General features: G+C 40.4%; 12 protein-coding genes. 2 read left to right on the forward strand and 10 right to left on the reverse strand.

Going from position 1 to position 16,602, the window contains the following annotated elements; genetic code table 11:
* Positions 1 to 57: 57 nt before the first annotated feature.
* Genes EJ994_RS09880 through EJ994_RS09910 form a run of 7 tightly spaced genes read right to left on the reverse strand, consistent with a single transcriptional unit; the run spans position 58 to position 9,936 of the window.
* Entirely contained in the window at positions 58 to 1,161 is a 1,104-nt protein-coding gene (locus EJ994_RS09880) for a cytochrome c oxidase subunit II (RefSeq protein ID WP_126592280.1), read from the reverse strand.
* A gap of 31 nt (positions 1,162 to 1,192) precedes the next feature.
* Positions 1,193 to 2,527: a quinol:cytochrome C oxidoreductase gene (locus EJ994_RS09885; protein ID WP_126592281.1), complete on the reverse strand. Its 1,335-nt coding sequence runs from the start codon at positions 2,525 to 2,527 to the stop codon at positions 1,193 to 1,195.
* A 16-nt stretch (positions 2,528 to 2,543) separates the two neighbouring features.
* Entirely contained in the window at positions 2,544 to 3,104 is a 561-nt protein-coding gene (locus tag EJ994_RS09890) for a c-type cytochrome (RefSeq protein ID WP_126592282.1), read from the reverse strand.
* A gap of 2 nt (positions 3,105 to 3,106) precedes the next feature.
* The gene (locus EJ994_RS09895; protein WP_099574166.1) at positions 3,107 to 3,637 is read right to left on the reverse strand and encodes a DUF3341 domain-containing protein; all 531 of its coding nucleotides are present in this window, start codon (positions 3,635 to 3,637) and stop codon (positions 3,107 to 3,109) included.
* A 3-nt stretch (positions 3,638 to 3,640) separates the two neighbouring features.
* Positions 3,641 to 5,383, reverse strand: coding sequence for an NrfD/PsrC family molybdoenzyme membrane anchor subunit (gene nrfD, locus EJ994_RS09900; protein WP_126592283.1), 1,743 nt, complete (start codon positions 5,381 to 5,383; stop codon positions 3,641 to 3,643).
* 31 nt (positions 5,384 to 5,414) lie between these two features.
* Positions 5,415 to 8,537 (reverse strand): TAT-variant-translocated molybdopterin oxidoreductase, encoded by a 3,123-nt coding sequence (locus tag EJ994_RS09905; RefSeq protein ID WP_126592284.1) that lies wholly within the window; start codon positions 8,535 to 8,537, stop codon positions 5,415 to 5,417.
* A 34-nt stretch (positions 8,538 to 8,571) separates the two neighbouring features.
* The gene (locus tag EJ994_RS09910; protein WP_126592285.1) at positions 8,572 to 9,936 is read right to left on the reverse strand and encodes a cytochrome c3 family protein; all 1,365 of its coding nucleotides are present in this window, start codon (positions 9,934 to 9,936) and stop codon (positions 8,572 to 8,574) included.
* Positions 9,937 to 10,169: 233 nt separating this feature from the next.
* Here EJ994_RS09910 and EJ994_RS09915 point away from each other — a divergent pair, with 233 nt between their 5' ends.
* A complete protein-coding gene (locus EJ994_RS09915) occupies positions 10,170 to 10,544 on the forward strand; it encodes an SPOR domain-containing protein (RefSeq protein ID WP_126592286.1) in 375 nt (124 codons plus the stop codon).
* Positions 10,545 to 10,575: 31 nt separating this feature from the next.
* On the opposite strand, the gene infB is transcribed toward EJ994_RS09915, so the two are convergent.
* From infB to rimP, 3 genes are read right to left on the reverse strand one after another with little or no spacing between them, the layout of a single operon-like run.
* Positions 10,576 to 13,293 (reverse strand): translation initiation factor IF-2, encoded by a 2,718-nt coding sequence (gene infB, locus EJ994_RS09920; protein ID WP_126592287.1) that lies wholly within the window; start codon positions 13,291 to 13,293, stop codon positions 10,576 to 10,578.
* A gap of 41 nt (positions 13,294 to 13,334) precedes the next feature.
* On the reverse strand, positions 13,335 to 14,567 hold the full coding sequence (gene nusA / locus EJ994_RS09925; RefSeq protein WP_126592288.1) for a transcription termination factor NusA: 1,233 nt from the start codon (positions 14,565 to 14,567) through the stop codon (positions 13,335 to 13,337).
* A 12-nt stretch (positions 14,568 to 14,579) separates the two neighbouring features.
* On the reverse strand, positions 14,580 to 15,041 hold the full coding sequence (gene rimP, locus EJ994_RS09930; RefSeq protein WP_126592289.1) for a ribosome assembly cofactor RimP: 462 nt from the start codon (positions 15,039 to 15,041) through the stop codon (positions 14,580 to 14,582).
* A 225-nt stretch (positions 15,042 to 15,266) separates the two neighbouring features.
* Between rimP and EJ994_RS09935 the strand changes: the two genes are divergently transcribed.
* The gene (locus EJ994_RS09935; protein ID WP_126592290.1) at positions 15,267 to 16,592 is read left to right on the forward strand and encodes a cation:proton antiporter; all 1,326 of its coding nucleotides are present in this window, start codon (positions 15,267 to 15,269) and stop codon (positions 16,590 to 16,592) included.
* Positions 16,593 to 16,602: the final 10 nt, after the last annotated feature.

Raw genomic sequence — 16,602 nt, forward strand, 5'->3', positions numbered from 1 at the left:
CGAATTCTTTTTTTATTAATTTTCTTTTTCTAGCCTACTTCTAAAACCTAAATCGAACTATTGTCCTACTGAAACACCCTCTACGGTATTGAAAGCAGGATTAGTTTCATCTTTAAGTACGGTCTCCGCAAATGTTTTTTGCTGCTTCATCCATTCATTATACTCCTCTTCCGTCTCTACAATTATCTTCATTTGCATGTTGTAATGGGACTTCCCGCAAATTTTATTACATAGTAAAATATAATCAAATTCCCATGGGTCTAAAACTTCATCACCACTTGCAGATTTCTCTGCCCTAATTTTATTTGTGCGCTTTACCTTATCTACAACATCAGGATTCATTCTCATTTCCTCCGTCGTATAAATGGGTGTAAACGAAAACTCCGTAATCATACCAGGAACGCAGTTCATCTGTGCTCTAAAGTGCGGCATGTAGGCTGAATGCAAAACGTCTTGAGAACGCATCTTAAAGTTCACTTTTCTACCGACTGGCAAATGCAATTCTTTAACAATAACATCATCGGCGGCATAAGAATCAGCTTCATCCAATCCCATGACGTTGGCACGATCTATATCTATCATCCGAACATTAGCTCCCCCGAGAACGTTATCCGCCCCTCCATATCTGGCCGTCCAATTGAATTGTTGTGCGTACAGCTCAACGATAAGAGGGTCATCCTCATCATTAACATCCATAATATTCGTCCACGTATATAAGCCCCATAAAATAAGACCTGCCAAGACGATTACCGGTATAATGGTCCAAATAAATTCCAAGCGATCATTATCAGCATAAAACAATGCCTTCTTACCTTTCTCGCCTCTGTACTTATAACCAAAATAGTGAAGTAACGCCTGTGTGATAGTCTGTACGATGAAGATGATAATAAAAGACACCAGCATCAGATAATCATATTCCCCTCCGTGTTCAGAAGCGGCCTCAGGAAGCAAGAACTTAGAATATTTCCAGAAACTGAATATGGTAATTCCGTAAATGAAAATCAAAAAAGCGAACAATAGATAACCATTATTTTTGTTATCCGAATCGTTTGCTATTTCCTGATTATCAGTTTTAAGCTGAGATAATTCAAATATCTTGGTCATTTGCCAGATGGCAATTGCCACGAGAACTAAAACTGCTAAAGTTAATAATGTAGTCATTGTATGATTTAATATTATACCTTAAAACTTACTAATAATGAAAGTGTCTACTTTCTTCAATAAATGGGTTTCTTTTGGGTTGCAAAGGCGCAGTTGAAAGCGCTCTGAAAATCCAAAAAATAAAGAATCCGGCAAAGAACAATATGGAACTTATCTCCGGTATTCCAATATACCATTGGTCACCCACTGTAGCAGGCATAATTGCATTAAAGATGTCCATATAATGACCCGCCAGTATTACCACTCCTGCCATTACTACAAACCAGTTGACACGTTTATAGTCACTGTTCATCAATAAGAGCACAGGGAATAAGAAATTCATCGCCACCATACCAAAAAACGGTAACTTATAGTCTTCTATTCTAGTCACGTAATATGTTACTTCCTCAGGAATGTTAGAGTACCATATAAGCATGAACTGGGAAAACCATAAATAGGTCCAAAATATACTTATACCGAACATGAACTTAGCCAAATCATGAATATGACTGTCATTTACTTCCTTTAAAAGACCTTTAGATTTTAGGTAGATAGTAACCATAGCGATAACCGTAATACCAGAAACAAACATACTTGCGAAAATATACCATCCAAAAAGGGTGCTGAACCAGTGTGGGTCTACACTCATGATCCAATCCCATGACATAATGGATTCTGAAATTAGATAGAATACTAAAAAGGCCGCGGATATTCTAAAGTTCAATTTAAAGTTAGAATTATCATCCGACTCGTCTTGTTGTAAAGACAATTTTCTAGAGTACTCACGATATGCTATCCAACCACCCAAAAATACCGCAGCTCTAATCAAGAAAAACGTAGGATTCAAGTATCCGGATTTACCTTGCAATAATGCATCATGCGCTACCACATCTGCATCCATCCAAACGAATAAATGGTTCATATGAAGTACGGACAGCAATAGTATAACGAAAACAACAATTCCTCCAGGTACCAAATAAGCCGTTATACCTTCCATAACCCTAAACAATAAAGGAGACCAACCCGCTTGCGCGGCACGTTGTATGGCGTAAAATGCCAGAACACCCAAGGAAATCATCATAAAAAAGAATGCCGCAACATACAATGCCGCCCAAGGCTTATTCTGCAACTGGTGCAGTAAATGTTCATCATGTGATGCTCCATGTTCCTCTCCGTGAGCTTCAGCCTCCCCGTGGTCATCTGCAACCATTGGATGCGCCGCTTCTTCCGCATGATCTCCTCCGTGACCATCATCATGGCTGGCTACCATAGCTTTTGCTTCCTCAACGGTACCAGGTGCCATAACAAACCCGCCAATTATTCCAACAAGTCCTACGGCCATTAATACAATGGAAGCAATCTTAAGTCTATTTGAAAACGTATACATAGTATGGTTTTACCTATTATTTGGTTAAATCTTGTTTCAATTTCATCACGTACTCAGAAACCTGCCACATCTCGGTCGTATTCATCTGAGAAGCATACGACCCCATAGAGTTCAATCCGTATTGCATGGTATGATACGTAGTCCCGACGGTAATATTTCTAGCAGCATCGTCATAGCTTGGAACTCCTAAAATCTTTTCTCGTTTCACTAAAGTACCTTGTCCTTTTCCTTTATCACCATGGCAAATAGCACAGTAAATCGTATACAATTGTCCACCTACGGCCAAATTTTCCTCAGTATTCAAAGAATCTAACGGACTTTCATTTAATCTAGCAATTTCTTTACCCTCCGGACTATTAGGAATATCGTACGGCAGCCAACCTCTATTTATAGTGTTTGCCGGGGGAAGCATAGCTTCAGAACCATTAGGCAAAAAGTCTACTTCCTCATAAGTTTCATAACCTACAGGTTCGTACATATTGGGCATATATTGGTAATTCGGCTTACTATCGTCCTGACATGCTATAAAAGCGAACATCAAACCTATTACTAATCCTATTTTCTTAAAACTGTTCATATTTAATGACTGTTTTTCTCTGATATATTAATTTCTACTGCTCCAGTATCTGCCAACAAATCTTTTAATTCCTGTTCGTTACCATGAATTTCAATTTCCATTAAGAAATGGTCATCCGTAGTTCTAACATCTGGATTTTCGGCTTTTTTAAACGGCCACAACCTACTTCTAAGGTAAAAGGTTATTACCATAAGGTGTGCCGCAAAGAAAACCGTAAGCTCAAACATGATTGGCACAAATGCCGGCATATTCTCCAAGTAGCTGAAACTTGGCTTACCACCAATATCCTGTGGCCAATCCTTTATCATAATGAAATTCATCATTAGTATCGCCACTGTTAAGCCCACACAACCATACAAGAAAGATGTTATCGCTATTCTTGTAGGAGCTAACCCCATAGCTTTGTCCAGACCATGTACTGGAAACGGACAATAGACCTCTTCTATATGATGCTTGGCCGCCTTCACCTTCTTAACAGCGTGCATCAGCACGTCGTCATCGTTGTAAAATGCCTGTATAACCTTTGATGCCATAGCCTACTTTTTGTTATTTAATACTTTTGCCTGTCCGGCCCAATCATCTCTCTGTGCCCTTCCTGGGAAAGATCCGGTAATTGAATCTAACAAATCATATTCCTTTGCCGTCATCCTTGCAACTTGTGCAAAAGTGAAAATCCCGATTTCATTCAATGTCGCTTCCATTTGAGGACCGATGCCCTTTACTTTTTTAAGATCGTCAGCAGTTTCTTTCGTCGAGTCAAATGTTCCAATAGAACTTAACAACTCCGTTACTCCGACTTTATCCCCTTCCTTGGGAACAACCTCTCCCATCAACACATCCTGAGTAACACGCTCTTTAATTATCGCTTTTGATGTTGGAATTTCATATAACGGCTTACCTGCATCCCTTAATGCCTTATACTTTCCTCCAGAGGATTTCAGTATTGATTTAACTTCTGCCTGCGCAATAACAGGAAAGGTTCTTGAATACAATAAGAAGAGTACAAAAAAGAATCCTATAGTTCCAATAAAGATTCCGATATCTACGAATGTTGGGGAGAACATTGTCCATGAAGATGGTAAATAATCCCTATGAAGTGATGTTACGATAATTACAAAACGCTCAAACCACATTCCTATATTTACTACGATAGAAATAAAGAAGGAAAACATGATGCTGGTACGTAGCTTCTTGAACCACATGAACTGTGGCGAAAATACATTACAAGTCATCATAGCCCAATATGCCCACCAGTAAGGACCTGTAGCTCTGTTCAAAAATGCGTACTGCTCGTACTCTACTCCGGAGTACCACGCCATGAACAATTCCGTAATGTACGCACAACCTACGATAGAACCCGTAATCATGATTACGATGTTCATTAATTCAATATGCTGTACCGTAATGTAAGCTTCTAGACTACACACCTTTCTCATTATAATGAGAAGCGTATTTACCATCGCAAAACCTGAAAAGATAGCACCTGCCACGAAGTAAGGAGGGAAAATTGTAGTATGCCATCCCGGTATTACCGAAGTAGCAAAGTCAAACGATACAATAGTGTGTACAGAAAGTACCAGAGGAGTGGCCAAACCAGCCAAAACTAAGGACACCTCTTCAAAACGTTGCCAATCTTTGGCTCTTCCGCTCCAACCGAAACTTAATATTCCATATATTTTCTTCTGGAAAGGCAAAACGGCCCTATCACGAATCATTGCAAAGTCAGGTAGCAAACCTGTCCACCAAAAGACCAGTGACACCGACAAATATGTTGATATCGCAAATACATCCCAAAGCAATGGTGAATTAAAGTTTACCCATAACGAACCAAATTGATTGGGAATGGGCAATACCCAATAGGCCAACCAAGGTCTACCCATGTGTATGATAGGAAACAACCCGGCCTGTATTACGGAAAAGATGGTCATCGCTTCTGCAGAACGGTTAATAGCCATTCTCCATTTCTGACGGAATAACAGTAATACCGCAGAAATCAAGGTTCCGGCGTGACCGATACCTACCCACCAAACAAAGTTGGTAATATCCCAAGCCCAGTTAACAGTTTTATTAAGACCCCAAGTACCGATACCTGTGGAAATCGTATAAATTATACAACCTACTCCCCATAAAAAAGCGACCAAAGCAATGGAAAAAACTATCCACCAATGCTTATTGGCTCTTCCTTCAACAGGGGCGGCAATATCCACGGTTACATCGTGGTAGCCTTTGTTTCCGACTACTAAGGGTTTTCTTATAGGAGCTTCGTAATGCGACGCCATAGAATTCTGTTATAATTACTTTCTAGTATTGTTATGCTTCGTTGGTATTCCTAACCTTAACATGATAGAATACATTCGGTTGTGTTCCCACGTGCTCCAATAAATGGTACATACGGTCACTTTCTTTCAATTCGGCAACTTTACTCTTATCATCGTTTATATCTCCAAAGACAATTGCTCCGTTACCACAGGCAGATGAACATGCCGTTTGGAATTCTCCATCCTCTATTACCCTTCCATCTCTTTTGGCATCTAAAATGGTCTTTTGTGTTTTTTGAATACACATGGAACATTTCTCAATAACACCTCTAGAACGAACATTAACATCTGGGTTCAATACCATTTTACCCAAATCATTGTTCATATGGAAATCGAACTCATCGTTATTGTTATATAGGAACCAGTTAAAACGCCTTACTTTATAAGGGCAGTTGTTTGCACAATACCTTGTACCCACACATCTGTTGTATGCCATTTGATTCTGACCCTGACGACCGTGAGAAGTTGCCGCAACAGGACAAACAGTTTCACATGGAGCGTGGTTACAGTGTTGACACATTACGGGCTGAAAAGCAACCTGCGGATTAGCCGAAGGATCTTCCAACTCTCCAAATCCTCCTAAAGAACCGTTATCGCCAGACAATCCATCAAATCCGTTTTTCTTAGCATCATCTTGCTCAAACGTCTCTTCTGAAGAGTAGTACCTGTCGATACGCAACCAATGCATATCCCTTGACTTCCGTACTTCCTGCTTACCAACTACAGGAACGTTGTTCTCTGCGTGACAAGCGATAACACAAGCCCCACATCCCGTACAAGCATTTAAATCGATAGACATATTAAAGTGATGCCCGATGGAACGGTCAAAACTATCCCATAAATCTACGGAAGTTGCCGGTACCTCTTGATGGTTTAAAGACACTTGGGGAACATGATTCCATTCCGCATGGTCTTTAGTATTGAATATTTCCAAGGTCGTTTCCTTGATAATATCACCTCTACCCATAAGGGTTTTATGCAATTGTATACATGCAAACTCGTGGTCGTCCACACCAGTAACCTTTTCAATCTTAACAGACTGATTAGCACTGAAGCCATCGTACAATGCAAAGGCATTAACACCTGTTTGCATTTCCTCCTTCATACCTACCTTCTTTCCATAGCCAAAAGAAAGCCCTGCGGTTCCTTTTGCTTGGCCCGGTTGCACCACCACTGGCACTTTGTTCAATGTTGCTCCGCCTACAGTAATATTAACGTAACTACCATTCATACCACCATTTGCAACGTTAACGTTCTCTAGTCCCATTGCTTCTGCATCGGCTTTGGAAACGGTTACGTAATTATCCCAAGAAACTCTGGTAATCGGATCAGGGAACTCCTGCAACCATGGATTATTAGCCTGCTGACCGTCACCCATACCCACCTTAGAATAAAGCGTTAGCTCCATTCCTTCTCCGGTAGCATTTGCAAGGCTGCGCAAAGCGGAAGCAATTGGCAGCGCGGAAACCGTTTCAGCATTTTCAACATCCTCGCTTTCGGTAACCGTGCTCTCTGCATCGACCATCATAGTCGAAGCACTGAAAACACCATCCTGAAGCTTTTGACTCCATTCGGAAGTTCCTAAGATACCTCCCGTCCAAGTTTCCTTTATATAATCATAATATGTTTTATCACTACCTAACCAACCTAAAACAGCCGACTGAAATTGCTTGGTATCAAACAACTCCTGTATCGTAGGTTGCATCAAACTATAATGACCTTTCTTCATTTCAACATCACCCCAAGATTCGAGGTAATGGTTGGAAGCTGCAACATACTGCACCGCCTCTGTAGTTTCATTCCAATTGGTTGAAAAAGCGACGGTCAAATCTACCTTTTCAAGACCTTCTTTAAAATCAGCGGCATTGGGCAACGAATACATAGGATTAACACCATCCATAATCAAAGCTCCAACTCTACCTGACTTCATATCGGCAATTAAAGCGTTCAGCGCCTTTACACTCCCCTGTCTAACCAATCTCGGGGCAACAGCGTCAAAAGCCTTACTACCCAACATTTCATTTATGGCCAAAACAACGGTTTGCGCATTTACATCATCCAAACCAGTTACAACTACTGCGTTAGCGCCCGCCTTTCTGATTTCTCCTGCTATCTGATCAACAACAGCATCATACTCGGAGGTATTACCACCAACAGAGGTTCCGTTGAGCTTTCCGTATAATTTGGCAAGAACAACTTTCTGAGCCGAAGGCGTTAAAGGAATCCTTTTATCAGCGTTGGCACCCGTCAAAGACATATTCGCCTCTAATTGTACGTGCCTGGACATCTTACCCTTCTTAGGAACTCTACCCTTGGAATATGTACCATCATATCCACCACCTTGCCAATCGGACAAGAAATCCGCACCAAAAGAAACAATCAATCCAGCCTTTTCGAAATCGTAATCGGCCAGAGCGCGTTCCCCATATTTATTTTCAAAAGCAGTTAAAGCCGCATCCTCGGATATGGCATCATAAGTTACGTGATGCACATTTTCGTTAGCAGTTTTCAAATCACTCATCAATCTGTCCGTAGAAGGACTTGCGTATGTCTGTGTTAAAAAGGCAATCTTTTTAGAAGACCCTTTTAAACTTCCCATCTTTGCTTTAACGGCAGCGTTTAACGCATCCCATTCAACAGGCTCCCCATTAGCCAGGGGGCCTTGCAATCTTGTACTATCATATAAAGAAAGAACAGACGCCTGCACTCTTGCATTAGCTGCGCCTCCAACCTTTGCCAAGGTATTGTTCTCTACCTTGATAGGACGCCCTTCTCGAGTTTTTATTAAAATACTGGCAAAATCAAAACCATTGGCAATCGAGGTTGCATAGTAATTGGCAACACCGGGCACAATGTTTTCTGGCTGTACCACATAAGGTATCGACTTAATGACCGGCCCCTCGCATGCCGCCAAAGAAGCTGCAGCTGTACTAAAACCAACGTACTTGAGAAAATCCCTTCGATTTGTATTTGTTGTGGATAAATTTTCTTTATCCCCCAAGAAATCGTCGACAGGAATTGGCTCTACAAATTCGTTTTGCTTTAGCGCCTCAACAATGGAATCGTTAGGATTTAACTCCGCCTCGTTCTTCCAATATTTTTTGTTTGATGCCATACGTAATATCTGTAATTAGCTTCTTAAATAATTATTAATAGTGACATTTTCCACATTCCAAACCACCCATCTGAGCAGCCGTCAAATTCTCAACACCATACTTTTTGGAAAGTTCCGCATGAATCTTCTCGTAATACTCATTACCCTCGACCTTCACATTGGTTTCTCGGTGACAATTAATACACCAACCCATCGTCAATGGAGAGTACTGGTACATAATTTCCATTTCCTCGACAGGACCATGACATGTTTGACAATCTACTCCGGCGACGGAAACATGCTGCGAGTGATTGAAATAAGCAAAATCCGGAAGGTTGTGAATACGAACCCATTCTATAGGCTGTGTCTCACCTGTGTATTTTTGATTCTCCTCATCCCATCCTACGGCCTTGTACAATTTCTTGATTTCCTTGGTATAAAACTCGTTGGTATACCCATTAGCCAAATCCTCTTGTGTAGGACCTTCTGGATTACCCTTGTATTCGTATATGGACTTATGACAATTCATACAAACATTCATGGCCGGAATGCCAGAATGCTTTGACACCCTAGCTGAAGAGTGACAATACTTACACTCAATCTTATTATCACCAGCGTGAATTTTATGGGAATAATGAATAGGCTGTATAGGAGCATAACCTTGGTCTACACCCACCTGCATCATCCAACCATATGCAAAATAAGCACTACCCAACAATAAGAATATCACCGAAACCAAAACTAAAAATTGATTCTGAGCGAAAGCCTTCCAAATAGGAGTACGTTGCTGTGCTTTTTCTTTTTCGACCGTAATACCATTGGCCTCTGCGATACGCGTCAAAGTCTTGTTTACCAAAACCAACATCACTACCAAAAGTCCAAAAACCAAAACCAGAGCCCCTAAAATAAGTTCGTTGGATATTCCGGAGGTAGTGTTAGCGGGAGTTATTGAAGCAACATCCCCTGCTGCCGGACCCTGAGGTGCAGGTGCAGGAGCGGCCGTGTATGCCAAAATATTATCAATATCGGCATTGGAAAGTGTAGGAAAGGCAGTCATTGCCGCTTGATTGTATTCCGCGTATATTTTATTGGCATATGCGTCCCCGGATTTAATCATTCCTGGGCTATTTTTTATCCAGCGGTACAGCCATTCCTTATCCAATCCTTCTTCCTCGTACAAACGCGTTTCTACGTTTGCCAGAGCGGGACCGGTCATTTTTCTATTCAGTGCGTGGCAAGCAGCACAATTTTGATTGAACAATGCTTTTCCTGCAACAGCATCACCACTAGATTCTTCCACAGCCTCAGCCTCAACAACAGCTTCGTCTTGAGCGATTATCGAGTTTGAAAAAAATAGCAGGACTACTAAGCTGAAACCTAAAACTTTAGAAAACTGATTGCGGTATAGAACCTTTTTCATAGATAGAATATTTCAATCGGAATCTTGGCATGATTTTAGTCGGTACACTTACAAAATAACTGTAAATAGGTGCCTTGATCGAGCACAAAAATACGACACAGAATTTATTTTAAAAAATGTTAATGGAGTTATAATTTCTAATTTATAATTGTTCTAAATAAATGAAAAAGCTAATGCATTATACCTTAAAAAATTACATTTGTACACCTAGTTTGAACACAAATGAAACTATAATGAAAAAAAATATTCTTTGGCTGCTTATGCTTGGTGCAGTGCTAGGCCTACATGGCCAACAGGGCGAGTTAAACATAAAACAGGACGAACAGATCACTAAGCTCTTAGAAATCTATAAATCTGCATTAAAGGACAATGAATACTACAGGGTGCAAATTGGTTTTAGCACTAATGATGCAACGGCACAATCCCTTAAATCTAACGCTGAAATAGATTTCCCGAACCTCCCTTCTCGAATAGATTTCGCCTCCCCTACCTATAGGGTTAGAATTGGCAGGTTCAAGACAAAATTAGAGGCGGAAAGAATGTACAATAAGATTAGGGTCAAGTATCCTAATGCCATGCTTTTAGAACCAAAAAAATCAACCAAATAGGTCGATTTTTTTTTATCCATATCTAAAATTTTTACTTGGATTTTAGTTTCTTTTTTACGGCCACTTCTTGGAAAGCTTCCACGACATCGCCGATTTGAATATCATTGTAATTCTTTATCTGAAGACCACAATCATAACCTTTGGAAACCTCCTTGACATCATCTTTAAATCGCTTTAATGAAGCGAACTCGCCCGTATAAATAACCACACCATCGCGTATTAAACGTATATTGGAATTACGGAACAATTTACCATTGGTAACCATACAACCTGCAATGGTTCCGATTTTAGAAATCTTGAACGTTTCACGTATTTCCGCCGTACCGGTAATTTCTTCCTTCATTTCTGGAGAAAGCATACCTTCCATGGCATCTTTAAGGTCATTGATGGCATCATAAATAATGGAATACATGCGGATATCTATTTCCTCTTTCTCCGCTATGGCCTTAGCATTACCCATTGGCCTTACGTTAAACCCGATAATTACCGCATCTGAAGCAGATGCCAACAATACATCCGACTCCGTTATAGGTCCAACAGCTTTATAAATGATATTAACCTGAATCTCGTCTGTAGATAGTTTTTGGAAAGAATCTGTAAGCGCTTCAACAGAGCCATCCACATCACCTTTCAATATGATGTTAAGCTCTTTGAATTCTCCTAAAGCAATACGTCTTCCTATCTCATCTAGCGTAATATGACGCTGTGTTCTAACAGATTGTTCACGTTGCAATTGCGACCTTCTGGCTGCAATCTGCTTGGCCTCGCGTTCATCCTCTAAAACATAGAACTTATCGCCTGCTTGTGGCGCACTGTCCAATCCAAGAATGGATATAGGTCTAGATGGACCCACCTCTGTTACGTTTTTTCCACGTTCGTCCTGCATCGCCTTCACCTTACCACTAGTAGTACCGGCCAAAACGTAATCCCCAATTTTAAGGGTACCTGCCTGTACTAGAATAGTAGAGACGTAACCTTTACCCTTGTCAAGGAATGCCTCAACTACAGTACCGGTAGCCGACTTGTCCGGATTGGCCTTAAGCTCCAACAATTCTGCCTCCAACAGCACTTTCTCTAACAATTCCTTTACCCCATCCCCAGTTTTGGCAGAAATATCATGGGACTGAATTTTACCTCCCCAATCCTCTACCAAAAGATTCATTTGGGCAAGACCTTCTTTTATCTTATCCGGATTAGCCGTTGGTCTATCAATTTTGTTGATAGCAAAAACCAAAGGAACACCGGCCGCTTGCGCATGACTAATGGCTTCCTTAGTTTGGGGCATTATATCATCATCCGCCGCAATTACGATGATGGCAATATCCGTTACTTGAGCACCTCTTGCACGCATGGCGGTAAATGCTTCGTGACCGGGAGTATCCAAGAAAGAAATCCGTTCACCGTTTTCAAGAGTAACGCCGTAAGCCCCAATATGTTGGGTTATACCACCACTCTCTCCAGCTATTACGTTCTCTTTTCTAATATAATCTAACAAAGAGGTTTTACCATGATCCACATGTCCCATGACGGTAACAATAGGCGCTCTGGGCTCCAAATCTTCAGGAGCATCCTCTTCTTCAACAATACTTTCTTCAATATCCGCAGTTACAAAATCCACTTCATAACCAAACTCCTCTGCCACAATGGATAAAGTTTCAGCATCCAAACGCTGATTCATGGTTACCATTATCCCTAAGGACATACAGGCCGAAATGATTTCCGTTGTAGAAACATCCATCATTGTAGCAACCTCGCTTGCAGTAACAAACTCGGTTACCTTAAGCACTTTACTCTCTAGTTCCTGTTGTTCTAAGTCTTTTTCTGTCTGCTCTCTATGCTGGTCCCTCTTACTTCTTCTATATTTTGCTCCCTTACCTTTTTTGGACTTACCTTGAAGCTTTTCTAGCGTTTCACGCACTTGTTTTTGCACATCCTCCTCGGATGGCTCCACTTTATTAACGGTTGCAAAACGCTTATTTCCTTTTCTATCTCCGCCTGAATTTCTGGCACCGGCTCCTGAACCAGAAGTATTCTTGGTAACTATACGTCTTCTACGCTTCTTACGGTCCGTATTTCCAGAAGATTTTTCGTCTTCTTTCTTCTTCTTCGGTTTCTGAAATTTAGTAAGGTCAATTTTATCTCCGGTAATCTTTGGACCGGAAAGTTTCTGATATTGTGTCTCTATGGTTTCCTTATCATCCGCACCCTCTTCTACCGTCTTTTCCGTGCTATCTTCCGTAGTCTTAGGCTCCGCTTTCTCAGTCGCCTCTTTCTTCTTTAAAGGCTTTTCCTTAGTGGGTTCGGCAACTGGAGCGGCTGCTATCTTAACTTCTTCCTTGGGAGCTTCCTTAACCTCTGGAGCTTCTTCTTTGTTCTTCTTAGGATTCAAGTCAATTTTACCGACTGTTTTAGGGCCAGCTAACTCCGCTTTCGCCTTAATGATTTTTTCGTTGGACGCATTCCTCTTTTCACGGGCTAGCCTACGCTCTTCTTGCTCCTGTTCTAACTGAACCCGTATGGCCTCTTTCTCCTTGCGCTTCTCTTCTCCAACCTCTTTAGACGCAACTTTTTTGCTCATATCGGTCTGGAACTCATCAAGTAGCACTTGATAAACTTCATTAGATATTTTTGTGGTAGGTCTTGCCTCCACATCATGTCCTTTACTGCTAAGAAAGTCCACTGCCCTATCCAAAGAAATATTAAGTTCTCGAAGAACTTTATTAAGCCTTATTGTTGCATTTTCTGCCATAAATACTGATTCCCGTTCTTTATTCTTTTGCTAATATATAGCTAATCTTCTAATTCTTCTTTTAGGATGCGAACAACTTCCTGTATGGTCTCTTCCTCTAAATCCGTGCGCTTGACCAAATCATTGACATCTTGCTCCAATACACTTCTGGCCGTATCCATCCCAATTTTCTTGAATTCTTCGATGATCCAACCATCGATTTCATCTGAAAACTCTGTCAGTTCTACATCCTCTTCAACACCTTCCCTGAACACATCTATTTCATATCCCGTTAGCTGTCCTGCAAGACGGATATTATGACCTCCTCTACCTATTGCCTTGGAGACCTCTTCTGGCTTAAGATACACCTGAGCGGTCATTTTTTCATCATTTAATTTTACCGTTGACACTCTTGCCGGACTTAATGCCCTAGTTACCAATAATTGCGGATTTGAAGTCCAGTTGATAACGTCTATATTTTCATTGCCCAGTTCTCGCACAATGCCATGTATACGACTTCCTTTCATCCCCACACAAGCTCCAACAGGATCAATACGATCGTCATAAGAATCAACGGCCACTTTTGCTTTCTCTCCTGGGATACGCACGGCTTTCTTAATGGTGATTAAACCGTCGAAAACCTCAGGTATTTCCTGGAAGAACAATTGCTCCAAGAATATGGGCGAGCTTCGAGACATGATAATCGTCGGCTTTGCACCTTTGAGCTCTACACTTTCTATGATACCTCTAACGTTATCTCCTTTTCGGAAAAAATCCGATGGTATTTGTCTATCCTTCGGAAGAATAATTTCATTACCCTCATCATCAAGAAGTATAACCGCTTTATGTCTAATATGATGTACCTCAGCAGTATAAATCTCACCTTCTAAATCCTTAAACTGCTTGTATATTGTAGTATTATCGTGCTCATGGATCTTAGAGATCAAATTTTGCCTTAAGGCCAATATGGCTCTTCTTCCCAAGTCAATTAACTTCACCTCCTCGGACACATCTTCCCCAACCTCAAAATCTGGCTCAATTTTCCTCGCTTCACTAAGGGAAATCTCTTCATTGGGCTCCTCTACCTCTCCATCTTCTACTACAATACGGTTACGCCAAATTTCCAAATCTCCTTTGTCTGGATTTATAATGATATCAAAATTATCATCCGAACCAAACTTCTTTTTTAAGGCGTTTCTGAAAACATCTTCCAAAATTGCCATAAGCGTTACCCGGTCTATGAATTTATCATCCTTGAACTCAGAGAAAGATTCTATTAACGCAATATTTTCCATTTGTTACTACAATTAAAATTTTAATTTAACTTTTGCTTTCCTTATTTCAGAAAAGTTCAACTCTTTTTTCTTTTGGACCGTAACCTTGCCTTTACCAATGGGTTTGGGCTCTCTTGCTTTCCATTCTAGTACAATATGCTCTTCATCCGCAAAAGTAAGGTTTCCCTCAAATTCGCCTTCATCCGTCAGCACCTCTAATTTTCTGCCAACATTCTTCTTGTACTGCCTTGGCATTATTAATTCCGCAGTGGCCCCGGCCGAAGCAACTTCTAGTGCAAAATCCTGCTCTTCCCTATCCAAATTATGTTCTATGGCCCTACTTATCTTTATACAATCCTTTACAGTAACACCTTGGTCTCCATCAATGATAACCTTTATCTTATTATCGGATGAAATCGTAAAATCGATTAAGAACAATGACTCATCTTCCTCCAATCCGGCATCCAAAAGTTCCTTAACCCTTGTCTTTAACATAAAACCAAGTAATAAAAGAGGGGACAAATTGTCCCCTCATGAATACTAATATCCTTTCAGTGATGCAAATATACAATAATCTTTGTTTTTCACAAGAGCTTATGCAGCTACAATCAAACGATTTAGGATTAAAATAATATACCGATAAAATTAAAGGAGCTAAGAGCGGAAGCTTTGGCCAATTAATGTTAATTTTAAATGATATAAACAACTAACCTTTTGGAAATGGATTTACTTTCATCCTACAATTTAATTATTGAAGCATCTGTCATAATTATTCTATCATTTTGGTTTAACGGTATTTCTAAAAAGACTAATATCCCATCTGTGTTGATGCTCATTGTTTTGGGCATTATACTTCAGTATGTTTTAAAATATTTTGTTCCAGAGACCCTAGATTTTTCCGGCGGCCTGGAATTACTGGGCATCGTTGGGCTAATCATGATCGTTCTGGAGGCGGCATTAGAACTAGAACTGAAAAGAGAGAAACTTGTTCCTATTCTAAAATCTATGGCCATTGCGCTAATTGGTTTGGTCGGTTCTGCTTGGGTAGCTGCCCTTATCCTATTTCAGTTTATCCCTGAAATGTCCATGCAATCGGCATGGCTTTATGCTACTCCTTTATCCATTCTTTCAAGCGCTATTATCATCCCAAGTGTAAGTGGCCTGTCTGAAGCTAAAAAAGAGTTTCATATTTATGAAAGTACTTTTTCCGACATCATGGGCATCATGATGTTCTATTATCTTATTGGCGGACTCAATCCGGCAGAAGATGCAGGAGCTGCAGGATTTGCAGGAAACCTTATACTTACTATCGTTATCGGATTGGTGGCCAGCTATGCCATAATTCTCATTTTTCAACAGATTAAGAGTCAAGCCAAATTATTTTTATTAATTGCTGTACTCCTACTGCTCTATGCTATTGGAAAAAAATTCCATCTATCATCTTTAATTATCATATTGATATTTGGTCTCGTTATCGCAAATGTGAAGCTTTTCTTTCCGGGAAAGATGGCGGTTTTCCTCGAAAACGAAAAGCTCAACCAAATTTATCATGAGCTTCATATCATAACTTTAGAGACCGCCTTTGTAGTGCGCACCTTTTTCTTCGTCGTCTTTGGATTGAGCATAGCGATCACCTCGCTGTTTAGTTTCAACGTAGCACTTATAAGCCTATTGATCGTAGTTTCAATTTACGCCATACGGTTTTTAATCCTTAAAGTGTTTGTAGGCAAGGATATTCTTCCGCAACTTTTTGTAGCACCAAGGGGTTTGATTACCGTACTTCTTTTCTATGCGATTCCCACTGAGGCACAAGTTGAAAATTTCGAATCTGGAATTCTTTTGTTCGTTATCATCGCTACTAGTTTGGTTATGACATGGGCCATGATAAAAGACAAGAAAAAAATGAGTACGTTGTTAGACGAAATAGATGAAGAATATAAGGAAAGGAATGAAGCCGAGGATATTCTTAGGGAAAAGAAGGAAAGCGATTTAATTGAGAAAAACGAGAGCAATTCAGAACCAACGGAAGAACCAGAAGGGACCTAATAGCAATTTT

The organism is Maribacter sp. MJ134 (genome assembly GCF_003970695.1).
Taxonomy (GTDB): Bacteria; Bacteroidota; Bacteroidia; order Flavobacteriales; family Flavobacteriaceae; genus Maribacter.

Bases quoted from the DNA above. Each gene is read 5' to 3' on its own strand.
- nusA (WP_126592288.1), bottom strand. From the start codon at position 14,567: ATGGAAAATATTGCGTTAATAGAATCTTTCTCTGAGTTCAAGGATGAT.
- EJ994_RS09915 (WP_126592286.1), top strand. From the start codon at position 10,170: ATGAAAAAAAATATTCTTTGGCTGCTTATGCTTGGTGCAGTGCTAGGC.
- nrfD (WP_126592283.1), bottom strand. From the start codon at position 5,383: ATGGCGTCGCATTACGAAGCTCCTATAAGAAAACCCTTAGTAGTCGGA.
- EJ994_RS09895 (WP_099574166.1), bottom strand. From the start codon at position 3,637: ATGGCATCAAAGGTTATACAGGCATTTTACAACGATGACGACGTGCTG.
- EJ994_RS09890 (WP_126592282.1), bottom strand. From the start codon at position 3,104: ATGAACAGTTTTAAGAAAATAGGATTAGTAATAGGTTTGATGTTCGCT.
- EJ994_RS09935 (WP_126592290.1), top strand. From the start codon at position 15,267: ATGGATTTACTTTCATCCTACAATTTAATTATTGAAGCATCTGTCATA.
- EJ994_RS09885 (WP_126592281.1), bottom strand. From the start codon at position 2,527: ATGTATACGTTTTCAAATAGACTTAAGATTGCTTCCATTGTATTAATG.
- rimP (WP_126592289.1), bottom strand. From the start codon at position 15,041: ATGTTAAAGACAAGGGTTAAGGAACTTTTGGATGCCGGATTGGAGGAA.
- EJ994_RS09905 (WP_126592284.1), bottom strand. From the start codon at position 8,537: ATGGCATCAAACAAAAAATATTGGAAGAACGAGGCGGAGTTAAATCCT.
- EJ994_RS09880 (WP_126592280.1), bottom strand. From the start codon at position 1,161: ATGACTACATTATTAACTTTAGCAGTTTTAGTTCTCGTGGCAATTGCC.
- EJ994_RS09910 (WP_126592285.1), bottom strand. From the start codon at position 9,936: ATGAAAAAGGTTCTATACCGCAATCAGTTTTCTAAAGTTTTAGGTTTC.
- infB (WP_126592287.1), bottom strand. From the start codon at position 13,293: ATGGCAGAAAATGCAACAATAAGGCTTAATAAAGTTCTTCGAGAACTT.